This window comes from Rhodococcus sp. ARC_M12 (genome assembly GCF_022810385.1).
GTDB classification, from domain to species: Bacteria; Actinomycetota; Actinomycetes; order Mycobacteriales; family Mycobacteriaceae; genus Rhodococcoides; species Rhodococcoides navarretei.
On record NZ_JALGQI010000001.1, the window covers coordinates 414,721 to 428,521 of the forward strand.

At 65.3% G+C, this 13,801-nt stretch carries 10 protein-coding genes; 4 read left to right on the forward strand and 6 right to left on the reverse strand.

Features of this window, described 5'->3' with window-relative positions:
- Window positions 1–23 precede the first annotated feature (23 nt).
- Window positions 24–638, forward strand: coding sequence for a TetR/AcrR family transcriptional regulator (locus tag MTX35_RS01930; protein ID WP_243593328.1), 615 nt, complete (start codon window positions 24–26; stop codon window positions 636–638).
- Between the two features lie 3 nt (window positions 639–641).
- Here MTX35_RS01930 and MTX35_RS01935 read toward each other — a convergent pair whose 3' ends face one another.
- On the reverse strand, window positions 642–2,366 hold the full coding sequence (locus MTX35_RS01935) for an acyl-CoA dehydrogenase family protein (RefSeq protein ID WP_243593329.1): 1,725 nt from the start codon (window positions 2,364–2,366) through the stop codon (window positions 642–644).
- 75 nt (window positions 2,367–2,441) lie between these two features.
- Window positions 2,442–4,193, reverse strand: coding sequence for a proline--tRNA ligase (locus tag MTX35_RS01940; protein WP_243593330.1), 1,752 nt, complete (start codon window positions 4,191–4,193; stop codon window positions 2,442–2,444).
- Window positions 4,194–4,263: 70 nt separating this feature from the next.
- Here MTX35_RS01940 and yaaA point away from each other — a divergent pair, with 70 nt between their 5' ends.
- The 3 genes from yaaA to mgtE are packed head-to-tail and all read left to right on the forward strand — an operon-like array spanning window position 4,264 to window position 7,602.
- The gene (gene yaaA, locus MTX35_RS01945; protein ID WP_243593331.1) at window positions 4,264–5,007 is read left to right on the forward strand and encodes a peroxide stress protein YaaA; all 744 of its coding nucleotides are present in this window, start codon (window positions 4,264–4,266) and stop codon (window positions 5,005–5,007) included.
- Entirely contained in the window at window positions 5,004–6,215 is a 1,212-nt protein-coding gene (locus tag MTX35_RS01950; RefSeq protein WP_243593332.1) for a DUF2786 domain-containing protein, read from the forward strand. Before yaaA ends, MTX35_RS01950 begins: the two co-directional genes overlap by 4 nt.
- A 40-nt stretch (window positions 6,216–6,255) precedes the next feature.
- Window positions 6,256–7,602, forward strand: coding sequence for a magnesium transporter (mgtE, locus tag MTX35_RS01955; protein ID WP_243593333.1), 1,347 nt, complete (start codon window positions 6,256–6,258; stop codon window positions 7,600–7,602).
- Between the two features lie 13 nt (window positions 7,603–7,615).
- Here mgtE and MTX35_RS01960 read toward each other — a convergent pair whose 3' ends face one another.
- From MTX35_RS01960 to MTX35_RS01975, 4 genes are all read right to left on the reverse strand, one after another.
- On the reverse strand, window positions 7,616–9,103 hold the full coding sequence (locus MTX35_RS01960; RefSeq protein ID WP_243593618.1) for an MFS transporter: 1,488 nt from the start codon (window positions 9,101–9,103) through the stop codon (window positions 7,616–7,618).
- 7 nt (window positions 9,104–9,110) lie between these two features.
- Window positions 9,111–10,346, reverse strand: a complete 1,236-nt coding sequence (gene cobA / locus MTX35_RS01965) for a uroporphyrinogen-III C-methyltransferase (RefSeq protein ID WP_374230213.1) — start codon at window positions 10,344–10,346, stop codon at window positions 9,111–9,113.
- An 11-nt stretch (window positions 10,347–10,357) separates the two neighbouring features.
- Window positions 10,358–12,040 carry an ATP-binding cassette domain-containing protein gene (locus tag MTX35_RS01970; protein WP_243593335.1) on the reverse strand — a complete coding sequence of 561 codons (1,683 nt, stop codon included), beginning with the start codon at window positions 12,038–12,040 and terminating at the stop codon, window positions 10,358–10,360.
- Between the two features lie 76 nt (window positions 12,041–12,116).
- Window positions 12,117–13,784 carry an alkaline phosphatase D family protein gene (locus MTX35_RS01975; RefSeq protein WP_243593336.1) on the reverse strand — a complete coding sequence of 556 codons (1,668 nt, stop codon included), beginning with the start codon at window positions 13,782–13,784 and terminating at the stop codon, window positions 12,117–12,119.
- Window positions 13,785–13,801 lie beyond the last annotated feature (17 nt).

Below are 13,801 nucleotides of genomic sequence, written 5' to 3' on the forward strand. Positions count from 1 at the left end.
TTATCGACTGATAACCTGTCAACATGTCCGACACGTCAGCACCCAAGCCCAGAGCCACCCGGATGGATGCGGCCGACCGCCGAGAGCTCGTCCTCGACGCGGCAATGCGAGCGTTCGCACGCGGGGGCTACGCGGGCACCAGTACCGATGCGGTCGCAAAGGAAGCAGGGGTCTCTCAGCCGTACGTGGTCCGCATGTTCGGCACCAAGGTCGAATTGTTTCGCCTGGTGTTCCAACGCTCCATCGACGGCATCATGGCTGCGTTCGATGCCGTGCTGGCGGCGGGCCCGCTCGATCCCGACGACGACAGCACCTGGGCGAATCTCGGCTCTGCCTACGCGGATCTGGTGGCCGATCGCGACCTGCTGATGGTCATGATGCACGGATTCGGCGCAGGCGCGGTGCCCGAGATCGGCCGCCAGGCACGAGAAGGAATGGGCGCGATCTACAGCCAGATCCGCAACGGAACCGAGTGTTCGGAAGATCAGGCTCGGCAGTTCATCGCGCACGGAATGCTGCTCAACGTCTTGATATCGATGCAGGCACCGGAGCATCCGGAGGACAGCGCCGGACTGCACGAGATGACGATGTGCGCGTTCGGAACCACGCTCGTTCCAGCCGATTCCGGACAGCTGTGACGACTAGGGACGCATCTCGTACCGACCGTCGTACGTGACGACCTCGTCCCAGACCGTCTCGAAACGGCCCTCATCGACCACCGGCTTACGAATGGCATCGAGCGCCCATTGTTGTTGCGCCCCTGTCGACGACGGCTTTCCGTACAGCGCGACGGCGTAACCCGAGAAGTCCCTGATCTGGAAATCGAAGATCTGGTCCATCATCTCGGTCGAGATCTCGTCGGCCTGCTCGAGCAGGAGGTGACCGTAGACGACGAGCGAGAACAGGTGACCCACCACGAGCAGGAAGTCGAGGTCCTTCTGCTGCGCTTCGTCGGGCGCGCACTCGGCGAGAAATGTCCTGAACGCCTGCGCCTGCTCGTAGAACCGTCCGACGTTGGGTATGCCGGAATGCTTCTGATACACCGGATTCCAGTCGTGGAAGCGCACCGAGCTCGCACCTCTGGCCGGGCCTTGAGCGAAGAAGAAACTGTCGTCCACCGGCTCGGTCCGAGTGCCGACGTCGGGGTAGTCGGTAGGCGAGAACATGTACGCAGGCATGAACTTGAGCATGAGTGCAACGTTGACGTGCACGGTGCCCTCGAGCTTGGGAAGCGTTCCGATCAACTGGGCGGCCTCGCGGAAGTAGGTGTTCTTCTCGTACCCCTTGGCTGCGATGACGTCGTGCAACAGCCGGACGACGGTTTCACCCTCCGAGGTGACCTTGGCCTTGGTCATCGGATTGAACAGCAGGTAGCGCCGGTCCTCTGGTCCGGCAGCGCGGAAGTAGTCCACCGCCCGGGCGCTGAAGAGCTTCATCGCGATCAGGCGCGAGTAACCGTCGACGAATGCGCTACGCACGTGCGGAAAGTCGGTGACGCGATTTCCATAGAGAATCCTGTTATTGGCGTGCGTGATCGCCTCGTAGAACGCGTGCTCGCAGATCCCGATCGAACCGGTACAGAGATTGAACTTGCCGACGTTGACCGTGTTCAGTGCCGCCGAGAAAGCATCGGCCCCGGTGTGCAGGATGTCCTGCTCGAGGACGGGGTAGTTCTCGAGCGAGAACGTGCTGACGTACATCTGACCGTGCACGACGCTGTCGCGGAGTCGATAGGCCGGGTGCCCACTGTCGGCCACGAAGAAGACGTACGAATCGGGCCCCTCGATGTCGGTGCGTCGACCGAACACCGACACCATGCCGGCCACGTTGCCGTTTCCGATGTAGTACTTCTCCCCCGACGCGGTGAACTCGACGTCCGCGTCATCGGTCGAGGGCGTCAACAGCATGTCGGTGGAGTACACGTCGGCACCGTGCGCCCGCTCGGACAGGCCGAAGGCCATCACTCCGCCGCGGTTCAGTTCGGTCGCTGCGCGCCGCTTGGCGTCGTCGTTGGCGCTCATCCAGATCGGGCCGAGACCGAGGACCGTGACCTGCCAGGTGTACCAGTACGCCAGACCGTAGAACCCGAGAATCTCGCTGAGCGCGGCATTGCGTGCAGCGTCCCACCGCGTGTTCGGCACACCATCGGCGAAGGCGGCGGGCGTGGAGAACGTTGCGAACAACTTCTGCTCGGCGACGAATTCGAGGAAGTCGGCGGGCCAGACGCTGTCGAGGTCGTCCGCCAAGAGCCTGCCTTTGCCGCGACTCTCGAACCACTCGATCAATGCACGCAGTTGCCGGCGAGATTCCTCGTCGAGCTCGGCGGGATCGAACGTTGTCGGATCGAACAGCGCATACTGAGCCACGGTGTGACCTCTCCTAGTCGTTGACCCGAAGCTACCAGCGGGTACACGACCGCGCAGAGAGATCGACGGACTGTTCTACGGGGTGTTCCGCACTGCCTTCACGATCTCCTCGACCGCCGAGTCGATGTCCAGTTCGCGGCTCTCACCGGAGAAGCGATCGCGGATCTCGACCTTGCCGTCGGCCCAGCCGCGGCCGAGGACGACCACCAGTGGAACACCGATCAGCTCCGAGTCCTTGAATTTCACTCCCGGCGAGGCCTTGCGATCGTCGAAGAGCACCTCTATTCCCTGCGTATCGAGTTGTGTCGCAATCGATTCCGCGCCGGCACGAGCGGCGTCGTCCTTGTTCGCGATCACCAGGTGAACGTCGGCGGGCGCCACCTCCGACGGCCACCGCAGGCCCTTGTCGTCGTGCATCTGCTCGGCGATCACAGCGACCAGACGAGAGACACCGACTCCGTAGGAACCCTGGACCAGGCGGACGGGCTTACCGGTCTCGCCGAGTACGTCGACCGAGAACGCGTCGGTGTACTTGTAGCCGAGCTGGAAGATGTGCCCGATCTCGATTCCGCGTGCACTGACCAGCGGACCACGACCGTCGGGAGACATGTCGCCGTCCCGCACCTCGGCCGCTTCGATGGTGCCGTCGGGAACGAAGTCACGACCGGCGACGAGGTTCACCACGTGCTTTCCCTTGACGTCCGCGCCGGTGATCCACGACGTGCCGTCGACCACCCGCGGGTCCACGAGATAGCGAACTCCGTTCGCCTGCAACCCGCGAGGTCCGATGTAACCCTTGACCAGGAACGGGTTGGCAGCGAAGTCGGCGTCGGTCAGCAGAGCGAACTCGGCGGGCTCGAGCGATGCTTCGAGCCGCTTCTCGTCCACCTCGCGGTCACCGGGCAGCCCGATCGCCAACAGCTCCCACTCCCCCTCGGCGCCCCGAACCTTGAGCAGAATGTTCTTGAGCGTGTCGGCCCCGGTGACGGTGCGGCCCAGATCAGCGCCGTTGGCCCATTCGACCAACGTCGCGATGGTCGGGGTCTCACCGGTCTCGTAGTCGACGGCGGCCGGCTGGCCTTCGATCGGAAGCGGCTCGGGCGCAGGCGTGGTGACTGCCTCGACGTTTGCGGCGTAACCCGATTCGACGCATCGGACGTAGGTGTCCTCGCCGATGTCGCTCTCGGCCAGGAATTCCTCGGATGCGCTGCCGCCCATGGCACCCGACGTCGCGGCGACGATGACATACGAGACGCCGAGCCTGGCGAAGATGCGCTGGTATGCCTCGCGGTGGGCGTCGTAGGACTTCTTCAGACCGTCCTCGTCCATGTCGAAGGAGTACGAGTCCTTCATGACGAATTCGCGGCCGCGAAGGATGCCCGCGCGGGGACGCTCCTCGTCCCGATACTTGGTCTGGATCTGGTACAGCGTGACCGGCAGATCCTTGTACGAGTTGTACTCGGCCTTCACCGTCAGTGCGAAGAGCTCTTCGTGGGTGGGCCCCAGCAGCATGTCGTTGCCCTTGCGGTCCTGCAGGCGGAACAACGCGTCGCCGTATTCGGTCCACCGGTTGGTGGTCTCGTAGGGCTCGCGCGGCAGCAGTGCGGGCAGCGATATCTCCTGCGCACCGATGGCGTTCATTTCTTCACGCACGACGCGTTCGACCTGCCGAAGCACGCGGAGTCCGAGCGGCAGCCAGGAGTAGACACCCGGCGCGATACGACGAACGTAACCGGCGCGAACCAACAGCTTGTGGCTGTCGACCTCGGCGTCGGCCGGGTCGTCGCGAAGGGTGCGGAGGAACAGCTGCGAAAGACGGGTGATCACGGGTTGTCAGACTAGTCGGTTGCGCAGCGCCTGTGAGCAGGCGGCCGTGCAGTGAGTAGCCTTGACGATCGTGTTGATTCTGCTGCCTCCCTCCGAGACGAAGTCCGACGGCGGTTCCGGGGCACCTCTCGATCTGGACCGACTGTCGTTGCCGTCGCTCCTTCCGCTTCGCCGAAAGCTCGCCGATGCGCTGGTCGAGCTCGCCGACGACGTCGACGCGTCCGTCACCGCACTCGGACTCGGTCCCACCCAGGTAGACGAGATCGAACGCAACGCCCGGTTGTGGACCTCACCCACCACGCCTGCCTTGCAGCGGTACACCGGGGTGCTCTACGACGCTCTCGACGCGGCGTCGTTCACCCGAGCCGGTCGCGCCCGGGCGGACGCGCGGCTGTGGATCGGCTCGGCATTGTTCGGAGCCGTCCGCGCATCGGACCCCATCCCGTCCTACCGACTCTCCGGCGGATCGACCATTCCGAACTTCGGCACTCTGCGATCACACTGGAAGCCGGAACTCTCCGATGCCATCGAAGCCGAGGACGAGGGGATTGTCGTCGACCTCCGATCCGGCACGTATCAGCAGCTCGGGCCCGTCCCCGGCGCGATCACCGCAACGGTGCTCACCGAGAAGCCCGACGGCAGCCGATCGGTGGTGAGCCACTTCAACAAGCATCACAAAGGACTGCTCGCGCGCGCGTTGACCCTGACCACCGCCGAGCCGAAGGACGTGAAAGCCGTTGCACGCGTGGCATCGAAGTCGGGCCTACGCGTCGAAGTGGCGTCGAGCACCGAATTGATCGTGCTCACCGAATGAGCGAGATTCCGGGACTGCTCCGCCGCGGTGCCGACGCCTCGGTAGGCAAGACCAAGAGCCAACGCGTCGCCGACGACGTCGCAGATCGACTGGTGTCGATGGACGCGACCGAACTCGGCTCTCGGGCGCTGACGAACATGATCGAGACGATGTACGAAAACGGTTGGCAGCCCCTGGATCTGGTGCACGTCGTGCGGCGTCAGCACACGGTGGGCGTGGCCGATCTCGCTGCCGCAGTTCTGCTGCATCAGGCCGATCTCACCGACTCCGACTCGCGGGCCCCGCAGGACTGGGTGGACCAGATGTCCACTATCTGTGAGCAGTTCCCCCGGGTTGCGGCCCGGGTCGAGGCCACACCCGACTTCCTGACCGCGTACCTGATCTCCTCCGGCAAGTCCGATTACATCGCTGCCAGTGATCAGTGGCTCGACGTACTCACCCTGCTCGGTCGATGGCAGACACTCCCCCGGTGGCCTCGGCTCGGCCCCACGCCGTCCCAGTGGCCGCGCACGCGTCCCACGGCGACGGGTGTCGCCGGCTCCGACTCACCGAACACCAAAATGCTGAGCAAGATTCGCGGCCTACTTGCCAAGGCCGACGCGACGGACTTCGAGGAGGAGGCCGAGACACTGACGGCCAAGGCGCAGGAGTTGATGACGCGCTACTCCATCGACACCATGCTGCTCTCGCAGGGCCACATCGATATTCACGGCCGACGCGTTCATGTCGACGGACCGCACGCCCCGGCCAAGGCGCAGCTGCTGCACGTTGTCGGAACCGCCAACCGTGTGAAGGCGATCTGGGACCCGGAATTCGCCGTCGCAACACTGGTCGGAGCTCCGGTGGACGTGGAGCAGACCGAGTTGCTGTTCACCTCTCTGCTGGTCCAGGCAACTCGCGCCCTCGGCCATTCACCGGAAGCGAAGAAGCGCAAGAAGGCCGGCTCGGCTGCCTTCGGTAAGGCCTTCCTGTACGCGTATGCCATCCGTATCGGAGACCGTCTGACCGACGCCGATGCGCACGCCCTGGAGGAGGCGCGTCACGAATCCGGTGATCTGCTACCGATTCTCGCCGCGCAGACCGTCGCCGTAGAAGCCGAATTCGATCGATTGTTTCCGACGGCGAAGCCGATGCGGGGTCCACGCCTGGACGCCGAGGGCTGGGATTCGGGCCAGGCGGCTGCCGATCGCGCCGACCTCTCGCGCTGAGGTGTGATGTCACTGCTGGTTCGCAAGGCAAAATGATTCTGTGCCCGAAACTCTCGACGACATCATGACGCGAACGTCCGAACTCCTGACCGACCGCGACATGGCCGCACTGTCCACTCTGATGGCCGAGCTGTCTACGACCGATGCGGTGCGCGTGCTCGAGCGTGTCGACTCGTCTCGACGCGCGGTGTTGTTTCGCCTTCTGCCCAAGGACGAGGCGGTGGCGGTCTTCGAGCGCTTCGACGCCACCGTTCGCGGTGAGTTGTTCGAGAGTCTTCGCAGCTACGATGTGATCGCTCTGTTCGAGGAACTCGACCCGGACGACCGTGTCGAATTGCTCGACGAACTCCCTTCCAACGTCGCGCATCGACTGCTGGTGGGCTTGTCCCCCGACGAACGCGCACTCACCGCCCCCATGCTGGGATACGACCGCAGATCGGTCGGCCGCCGCATGAGTCCGGAGTTCGTTCGGCTACGGACCGCTGCGACCGCCGGCGACGCCCTCGATGCCGTGCGTCGTACCGGCTCGAACGCCGAGTCGGTGTATCTATTGCCGATCACCGACGATCACCGCACTCTGTTGGGGGTGGTGACGCTCGCCGATCTGGCGACAGCGGCACCGAGCACTCCGGTCGGCGATCTGTCCTCGGATCATCCGGTGGTCGAGGCCGATTCGTCGGCGGAGGAGGCTGCACGGCTGTGCTTCGAGCACCGTAGTCCCGCGGTGGTGGTGGTCGACTCCGAGCAACGGCTGATCGGGATACTCACTCTCGAGCAGTCCGCGCGCATCCTCGAGGAGGCGGAGGACGAGGATGCCGCCCGGGCGGGCGGCTCGGAGCCGCTACGGCGCCCCTACCTGTCCACGCCGGTGCTCGCCATCGTTCGCTCCCGTGTGGTGTGGCTGCTGGTGCTGGCGTTGTCGGCGATTCTCACGGTGCAGGTACTGGAGATCTTCGAGCATGCCCTTGCCGCCGTGGTCACTCTCGCCCTGTTCATCCCTCTGCTGACCGGAACCGGAGGCAACACCGGCTCGCAGGCCGCGACCACTGTCACGCGGGCACTCGCGCTGGGTGACGTGCGACCGCGGGACATCGCCGCGGTGCTGTTCCGCGAGGTTCGGGTCGGAGCGACGATGGGTGCGATGCTCGGCACGTTGGGCTTCGTCATCGCCGGGCTCGTCTACGACTGGCACCTCGGCGTCGTCATCGGAACGACGCTGCTGTCGATCTGCACACTTGCGGCCACGGTCGGCGGCGCGATGCCGCTGATCGCGAAGAAGATCGGTGTGGACCCGGCGGTCTTCTCGACACCTTTTATCTCCACCTTCTGCGACGCGACGGGGTTGATCGTCTACTTCCTCATCGCGAAGGCCGTGCTGGGCGTGTGATCAGCCCTGCTCGTCAGCCTTTCTGAGCGTCTTCCTGCGCAGCCTGGGCCTGAGCGACCTGCTGCGGGGTGAAACGAATGAACACCGCAGCGATTCCCGCGACCACGGCGCAGACGGCGCAGCAGAACAGCGCGAACATGTAACCCGAGCTCAATGCATCGAGCTGATTGTCGTTCATCAGCGTCGCCGGTCCCGAGATGCCGCCCAGCGAGAGGGTGCGCGAGGTGACCAGAGCGCCGATCACGGCCAGCGCAAGCGGTCCGCCGAGGGTCTGGGCAACCAGGGCGATAGCGGTCAACGGACCGATCTCGGTGGGGCTCACTCCGGCGATGGCGCACAGCGGGAGCGGCACCACCGTCAGGCCGACACCGAAGCCGATGCCGATGACGGGGAAGAACAGCCCGGGGAAATACGACGAGTCCGCGTTCATCGTCGCAACCGACACCATCAGCCAGCCGACCATGATGACGGCACCGCTCAGGATCAGCCAACGAGGAGCGATGCGCGTCACCAACTGCGAGGCCAGGAATGCGGCGGCTCCGAGTCCGAAGGCGAACGGCACGAACGCCAGGCCCGCGTGCAGTGGGCTGTATCCCAGGATGTCCTGAACGAACAGTGCCACGTACGCGGCGAGGCAGAACATCACGCCACCGGCGAAGAAGATGGCCACGAAGGTCGCGACCCGATCCCGGTTGCGGAACAGCGAGAACGGCAGCAGTGGATTGTCTGCGCGGCGCTCGACCAGCAGGAACAGCCCGAGGAAGAGCAGACCGGCGAGCAGCGAGACGATGACGATCGGATTGGTCCAGCCCAGCTCGGTACCCTCGCTCAGCGCCAACACCACGCCGGTGCAGCCGAGCGTCGCCAGAATCGCGCCCGGAACGTCGAGAGGCAGCCGCGTCCCCACCGTCTCCTGCAAGGACACGACTGCGAGCACCACGATGACGACACCGATCGGCACGTTGATCAGGAAGATCCATCGCCACGACACTTCGGTCAGCGCACCGCCGATGATCAACCCGGCGATGGAGCCCACACCCGTCATGGCCGCGTAGATCGCGATGGCCTGGTTCCGGACCGGTCCCGGCGCGAACGTGGTGGCCACCAACGCGAACGCCGTGGGCGACGCCACCGCGGCTCCCACGCCCTGAAGCGCGCGGGCCGCTACCAGCGTGGCCTCGTTGACCGCGAGCCCGCACAGCAGGGACGCGATCGTGAACAGCACGACGCCGGCCAGGAACATCTTCTTGCGGCCGAACGCATCACCGAGTCTGCCGCCGAGGAGCATCAGTCCGCCGAACGCGAGTGCATACGACGTGAGCACCCAGTTGCGTCCGGCATCGGACAGGCCCAGATCGGCCTGCAAGGGTGCCAGGGCCAGGTTGGCGACGGTGCCGTCGAGCACCACCATCAGCTGCAAGCCGCTCAGGACGATGATCGCCAACCCGAACGCTCGGGTCGTGACCGGGTACTTGACCTCGGTGCTGGAGGTATCGGACATCGATGATTCAGGCACGGGCGTTCACGTTACCGGCGTGTACAGAGAAACCGGCAACGGTTCCGATGACCACGATGGCCGGAGGCCTGATCTCTGCGTCACGAACCGCGTCGGCGACGGTGCTCAGGGTCGCGCGAACTTCACGCTGGGTGCGCATGGTGCCCTCCTGAACGACGATCACCGGAGTGTCCGACGGTCGACCCCCGGCGATGAGAACGTCGGCGAACAGGCCGATGCGCTCGACGGCCATCAGCAACACGATGGTGCCCTTGAGCTTGGCCAGCGCGTTCCAGTCGACGAGCGAATCGGGATGGTCGGGTGCCACGTGACCGCTCACCACGACGAACTCGTGGGTGACGGCGCGGTGCGTCACCGGGATCCCGGCGGACGAGGGCACCGAAATGGCACTGGTGATGCCCGGCACCACGGTGACCGGAATGCCCTCGGCGGCGAGTGCTTCGAGCTCCTCGTATCCCCGACCGAACACGTAGGGGTCGCCGCCCTTGAGCCGAACGACGAACTTGCCCGCTTTCGCACCGTCGATCAACGCCTGATTGATCGCCTCCTGCGCCATCGCGCGGCCGTACGGAATCTTCGAGGCGTCGATCACCTCCACATGTGGACCCAGTTCGGCAAGCAACTCGGGCGGTGCGAGCCGGTCGGCCACCACGACATCGGCGTACGCCAGCAGCCTGCGGCCACGGACTGTGATGAGGTCCGGATCACCGGGTCCGCCGCCGACCAGTGCGACGCCGGTCAACGGAGCATGAGCGGAGTCGGCGACCACTCCCGACTGCAGCGCCTCGATCACGGCATTGCGTACCGCGGCCGACCGGCGGTGCTCGCCGCCCGCAAGCACACCGAGAGTCAGCCCGTCCCATTCGGCCGACGCCGGGGTGACCGCGGTGCCGTCCTTGGCGATGTCGGCTCGCACACAGAAGATCCTGGACGCGGTGGCCTCGGCGACGATGGCGATGTTGGTGTCGGCCTCGTCGGTGCACGCGACGGCGTACCAAGCATCGGCGAGGTCGCCCTCGCGATAGTCGCGCAACTCGATCGTCACCTGACCGCTGGTGGCCATCGCTTCGACAGCGGGCGTGGCCTCGCGAGTGATGACGTGCACCACGGCACCGCAGGAGATCAGCAGCGGCAATCGACGCTGCGCGACGGTGCCTCCACCGACCACGACGACGCGTCGACCTTCCAGATTGAGGCCGACCAGATAGGGAGAGTCAGTCGCGTTCACGAGAGGAAACGCTACCGCGCGCGCTGCACCCGCTTCTCGTCCCATACGGGCTCATCGGACTCGTAGGCCTGGCCGGTGCTGCCGAACACCAGGAATCGATCGAAACTGCGCGCGAACCAGCGGTCATGGGTCACGGCGATGACCGTGCCGTCGAACGCTGCGATCGCGTCTTCGAGTGCATCGGCCGACATGAGATCGAGGTTGTCGGTCGGCTCGTCCAACAGCAGCAGGGTGGCACCGGACAATTCGAGCAGCAGAATCTGCACGCGCGCCTGCTGGCCGCCGGAAAGGTTGTCGTAGGACTGTTCGGCGGCGCGCGCCAGACCGTAGCGGTCCAGTGCCCTCCCGGCGGCCTCTCGGCCCATGCCGTCTCGGTGCTCGTTGCCCATGTGCAAGATATCGAGGAGCGTGTTGCCCGCGAGATCCGGACGTGTGTGGGTCTGCGCGAACAGGCCGGGCCTGACGCGGGCCCCGAGCACCGCGGTGCCGGTGTGCGGCACCGGATCGAGAGCCAGTTCCTGAACGGGCTCGTGCTCCTTCTCCGGATCCGTGCCACCGTTGGCGAGCAATCGCAGGAAGTGCGATTTGCCGGAACCGTTGGAACCCAGCACGGCGACGCGATCTCCGTACCAGATCTCGGTGTCGAAGGGCTTCATCAGTCCGGTCAGTTCCAGACCCGTACAGACCAACGCACGCTTGGCTGTTCGGCCGCCGCGCAGACGCACGGTGACATGCTGCTTCAACGGCACTGCTTCCGGCGGTCCGGCCTCCTCGAACTTCGCCAACCGAGTCTGGGACGCGTGGTAGCGAGCGGCGACCCCGTCGTTGAATTTGGCCTTCTCCCGCAGGCGAAGCACCAGCGCACGCAGTTTGACCAGTTCCTCGTCCCACCGTCGACGCAGTTCGTCGAGCCGAGCATTCCGGTCCTCGCGCGCGGCGTGATACGTCGCGAACCCGCCGCCGTGCACCCAGGAGGTGGCACCGCTGACCCCCGGCTCGAGCGTCACGATCCGGTTCGCGGCATTGGCGATGAGCTCCCGGTCGTGGCTGATGAACAGGACGGACTTGTCGGAATCGCGAATGGTCGCTTCGAGCCATCGCTTGCCCGGCACATCGAGGTAGTTGTCCGGCTCGTCGAGAAGCAACAGATTGTCCGAGCCGGCGAACAGCGCTTCGAGTACGAGGCGCTTCTGCTCACCGCCACTGAGGGTCGACGCGGCGCGCCACTTCGCGCGGTCGAACGGCATTCCGAGTGCTGCCGTGGTGACCTTGTCCCAGAACGGCTCGAGGTCGTAACCGCCGACATCGCCCCAATCCGACAGGGCCTGCGCGTATTTCATCTGGGTCTTCTCGTCGTCGACCTCGATCATCGTGTTCTCGGCGGCGTCGAGGGCAGCAGCGGCCGTCCGCACCGCCGGTGAGGCAACCGACAGCAGCAGATCACGCACGGTCGAGTCGTCGCGCAGCTGGCCGACGAACTGCCGCATCACCCCGAGCGAGCCGGAGCTCGACACCGACCCCTCGTCCGGGGTCTCGTCCCCCGCGATGATGCGCGTCAGCGTCGTCTTGCCCGTCCCGTTGGGCCCGATCAGGGCAGTCTTGGCACCGTCGCCGACGCGAAACCCGACACCGTTGAGCAACTGCCGTCCGTCGGGCAGGAAGTAGACGATGTCGTTCAGTTCGAGGTGGGCCACAACGAACCAGCCAACCTCATCGGCCCGGCGATGGCCAATCGTTTACCCGTCGGCCAGGCGAGTGCCCGCGTCTTCTCTAGGCGAGGGCCAGGGTCGACGTCTCGGTGAGAACCTGTGTGCCCGCATCGTCGACGTGGGCGTGGTGCACTCGCAACCGAGCCGAGTCGCCGTGCAGGGTCAGCAGCATGACGCCGTTGTCGAACCACGGGCCTGCCTCGGCCTCCCATTCGACACCGGAGGGGCCCACGTGTGCGGCTCGAGCGAGTTTCGACAGGATTCGGGCTGCCGGACGCTTGATGGCCAGCTTGTTGACCGCGCGGATAGGGAGATCGAGCGGATTGCGGAACGGCGACATGGTCAGTTGATACGTGGCAGGTACATCGCGCCCGCCGACCCCGAAATTCGCGTTCGCCACGTACGAACAGTGCACGTCACCCGAGAGCCACATGATCGAAGCAGGCTTGTTCTCACCGCGCGAGAGCTCACGCGTCAGGGCGGCCATGTCGTTGAACGAGTTGGTGAAGGCCGCCCAGTGTTCGAGGTCGAGGCCGATCCGCATCTTCTCGGCCACCTTGGCCGGCATGGCACCCCAACTCCCTTGCGCCACAGCCTCGTTCCATTGCTCCAGGTAGTGCAGCGCGGGCAGCATGAGGTAGGGCAGCGACGAACCGAAGAGCAGGTGCCGCGGGCTCTCTTCGAGCGCGCGTTCTCGTACCCACGCCCACTCCTTCTCGTCGACCATCTCTCGGTTGTTCGGATCCAGGTTCCGCGAGCAGCGCGAATCGATCATGATCAGCCGCGTACCGCCGAAATCGCGGTAGAAGCTCCACCGTCCGGTCTCGGGTTTCCGGTCGACGCGTAAAGCGAAGTCGGCCAACAACTTCTCTCGGTCGGCATCGGTGTCGGCAGACCGAACGGCGGCGTACATCTCGTCCTGCGCCAGTTCCTTGGGCGAAAGGTTACCCAGGTGCTGGTACACCCAGTACGACGAGTACGCGCCGACCACACGATCGTTCCACCAGGGCCGCGTCACGATGTCCCGCCGCCACGACGCGGACGAGTTCCAGTCGTCGCGCAGATCGTGGTCGTCGAGGATCATGCACGACGGGATACTCGACATCAGGGTCCGGACCGGCTCGAGTCCCCACGATTCTCGGTACAGCCAGGAGTACTCCTCGAAATCGCAGATCTCGTTCTCGGCGTCGGTTCCGATCGCACTGGAGGGACCATCGCCCGAGCGTCGGCGCGCCTGGAGCCGTTCGACGATCTCCGGCGACGGGTCATCGGCGTACACCTGATCACCGAGGAGCAGCAAGGCCTGCGGCCACCGACTCGGATCCTGCTCGATCAGCGCGTTCCCCAGCCCGGCCAAGGCGTCGGCGCCGATCTGTTTGAGGGATTCGTCGCTGTAGTTGTCGCCGCGTCGACACGATCCGAAGGCGAGTGTGACAGGCCCTTCGGCGTCGACCGTGTGGATGGCGGCCGTCCGCCCCTCCGGCGGCCACACCCGACTGTCGTCGACGAACACCTCGTAGTGCACCGTCGAATTCGCCGGCAGGCCTTCGAGCGGCACCAGCGCGTAGTGGTGGCCGTGCACTCCCCACGTTTGTTCGGAACCCTGGACGCCTACGTCGGTCACGACCGAAATCTTCGACGATTCGGCCATCTCGAACCACAGGGTCGCAGTCTCGGTACCGACGTATCGAACGATCGGGCCGAGCAGGACAAGGCTGTCGGAGGTCATTCGATCCACAGTGCCCG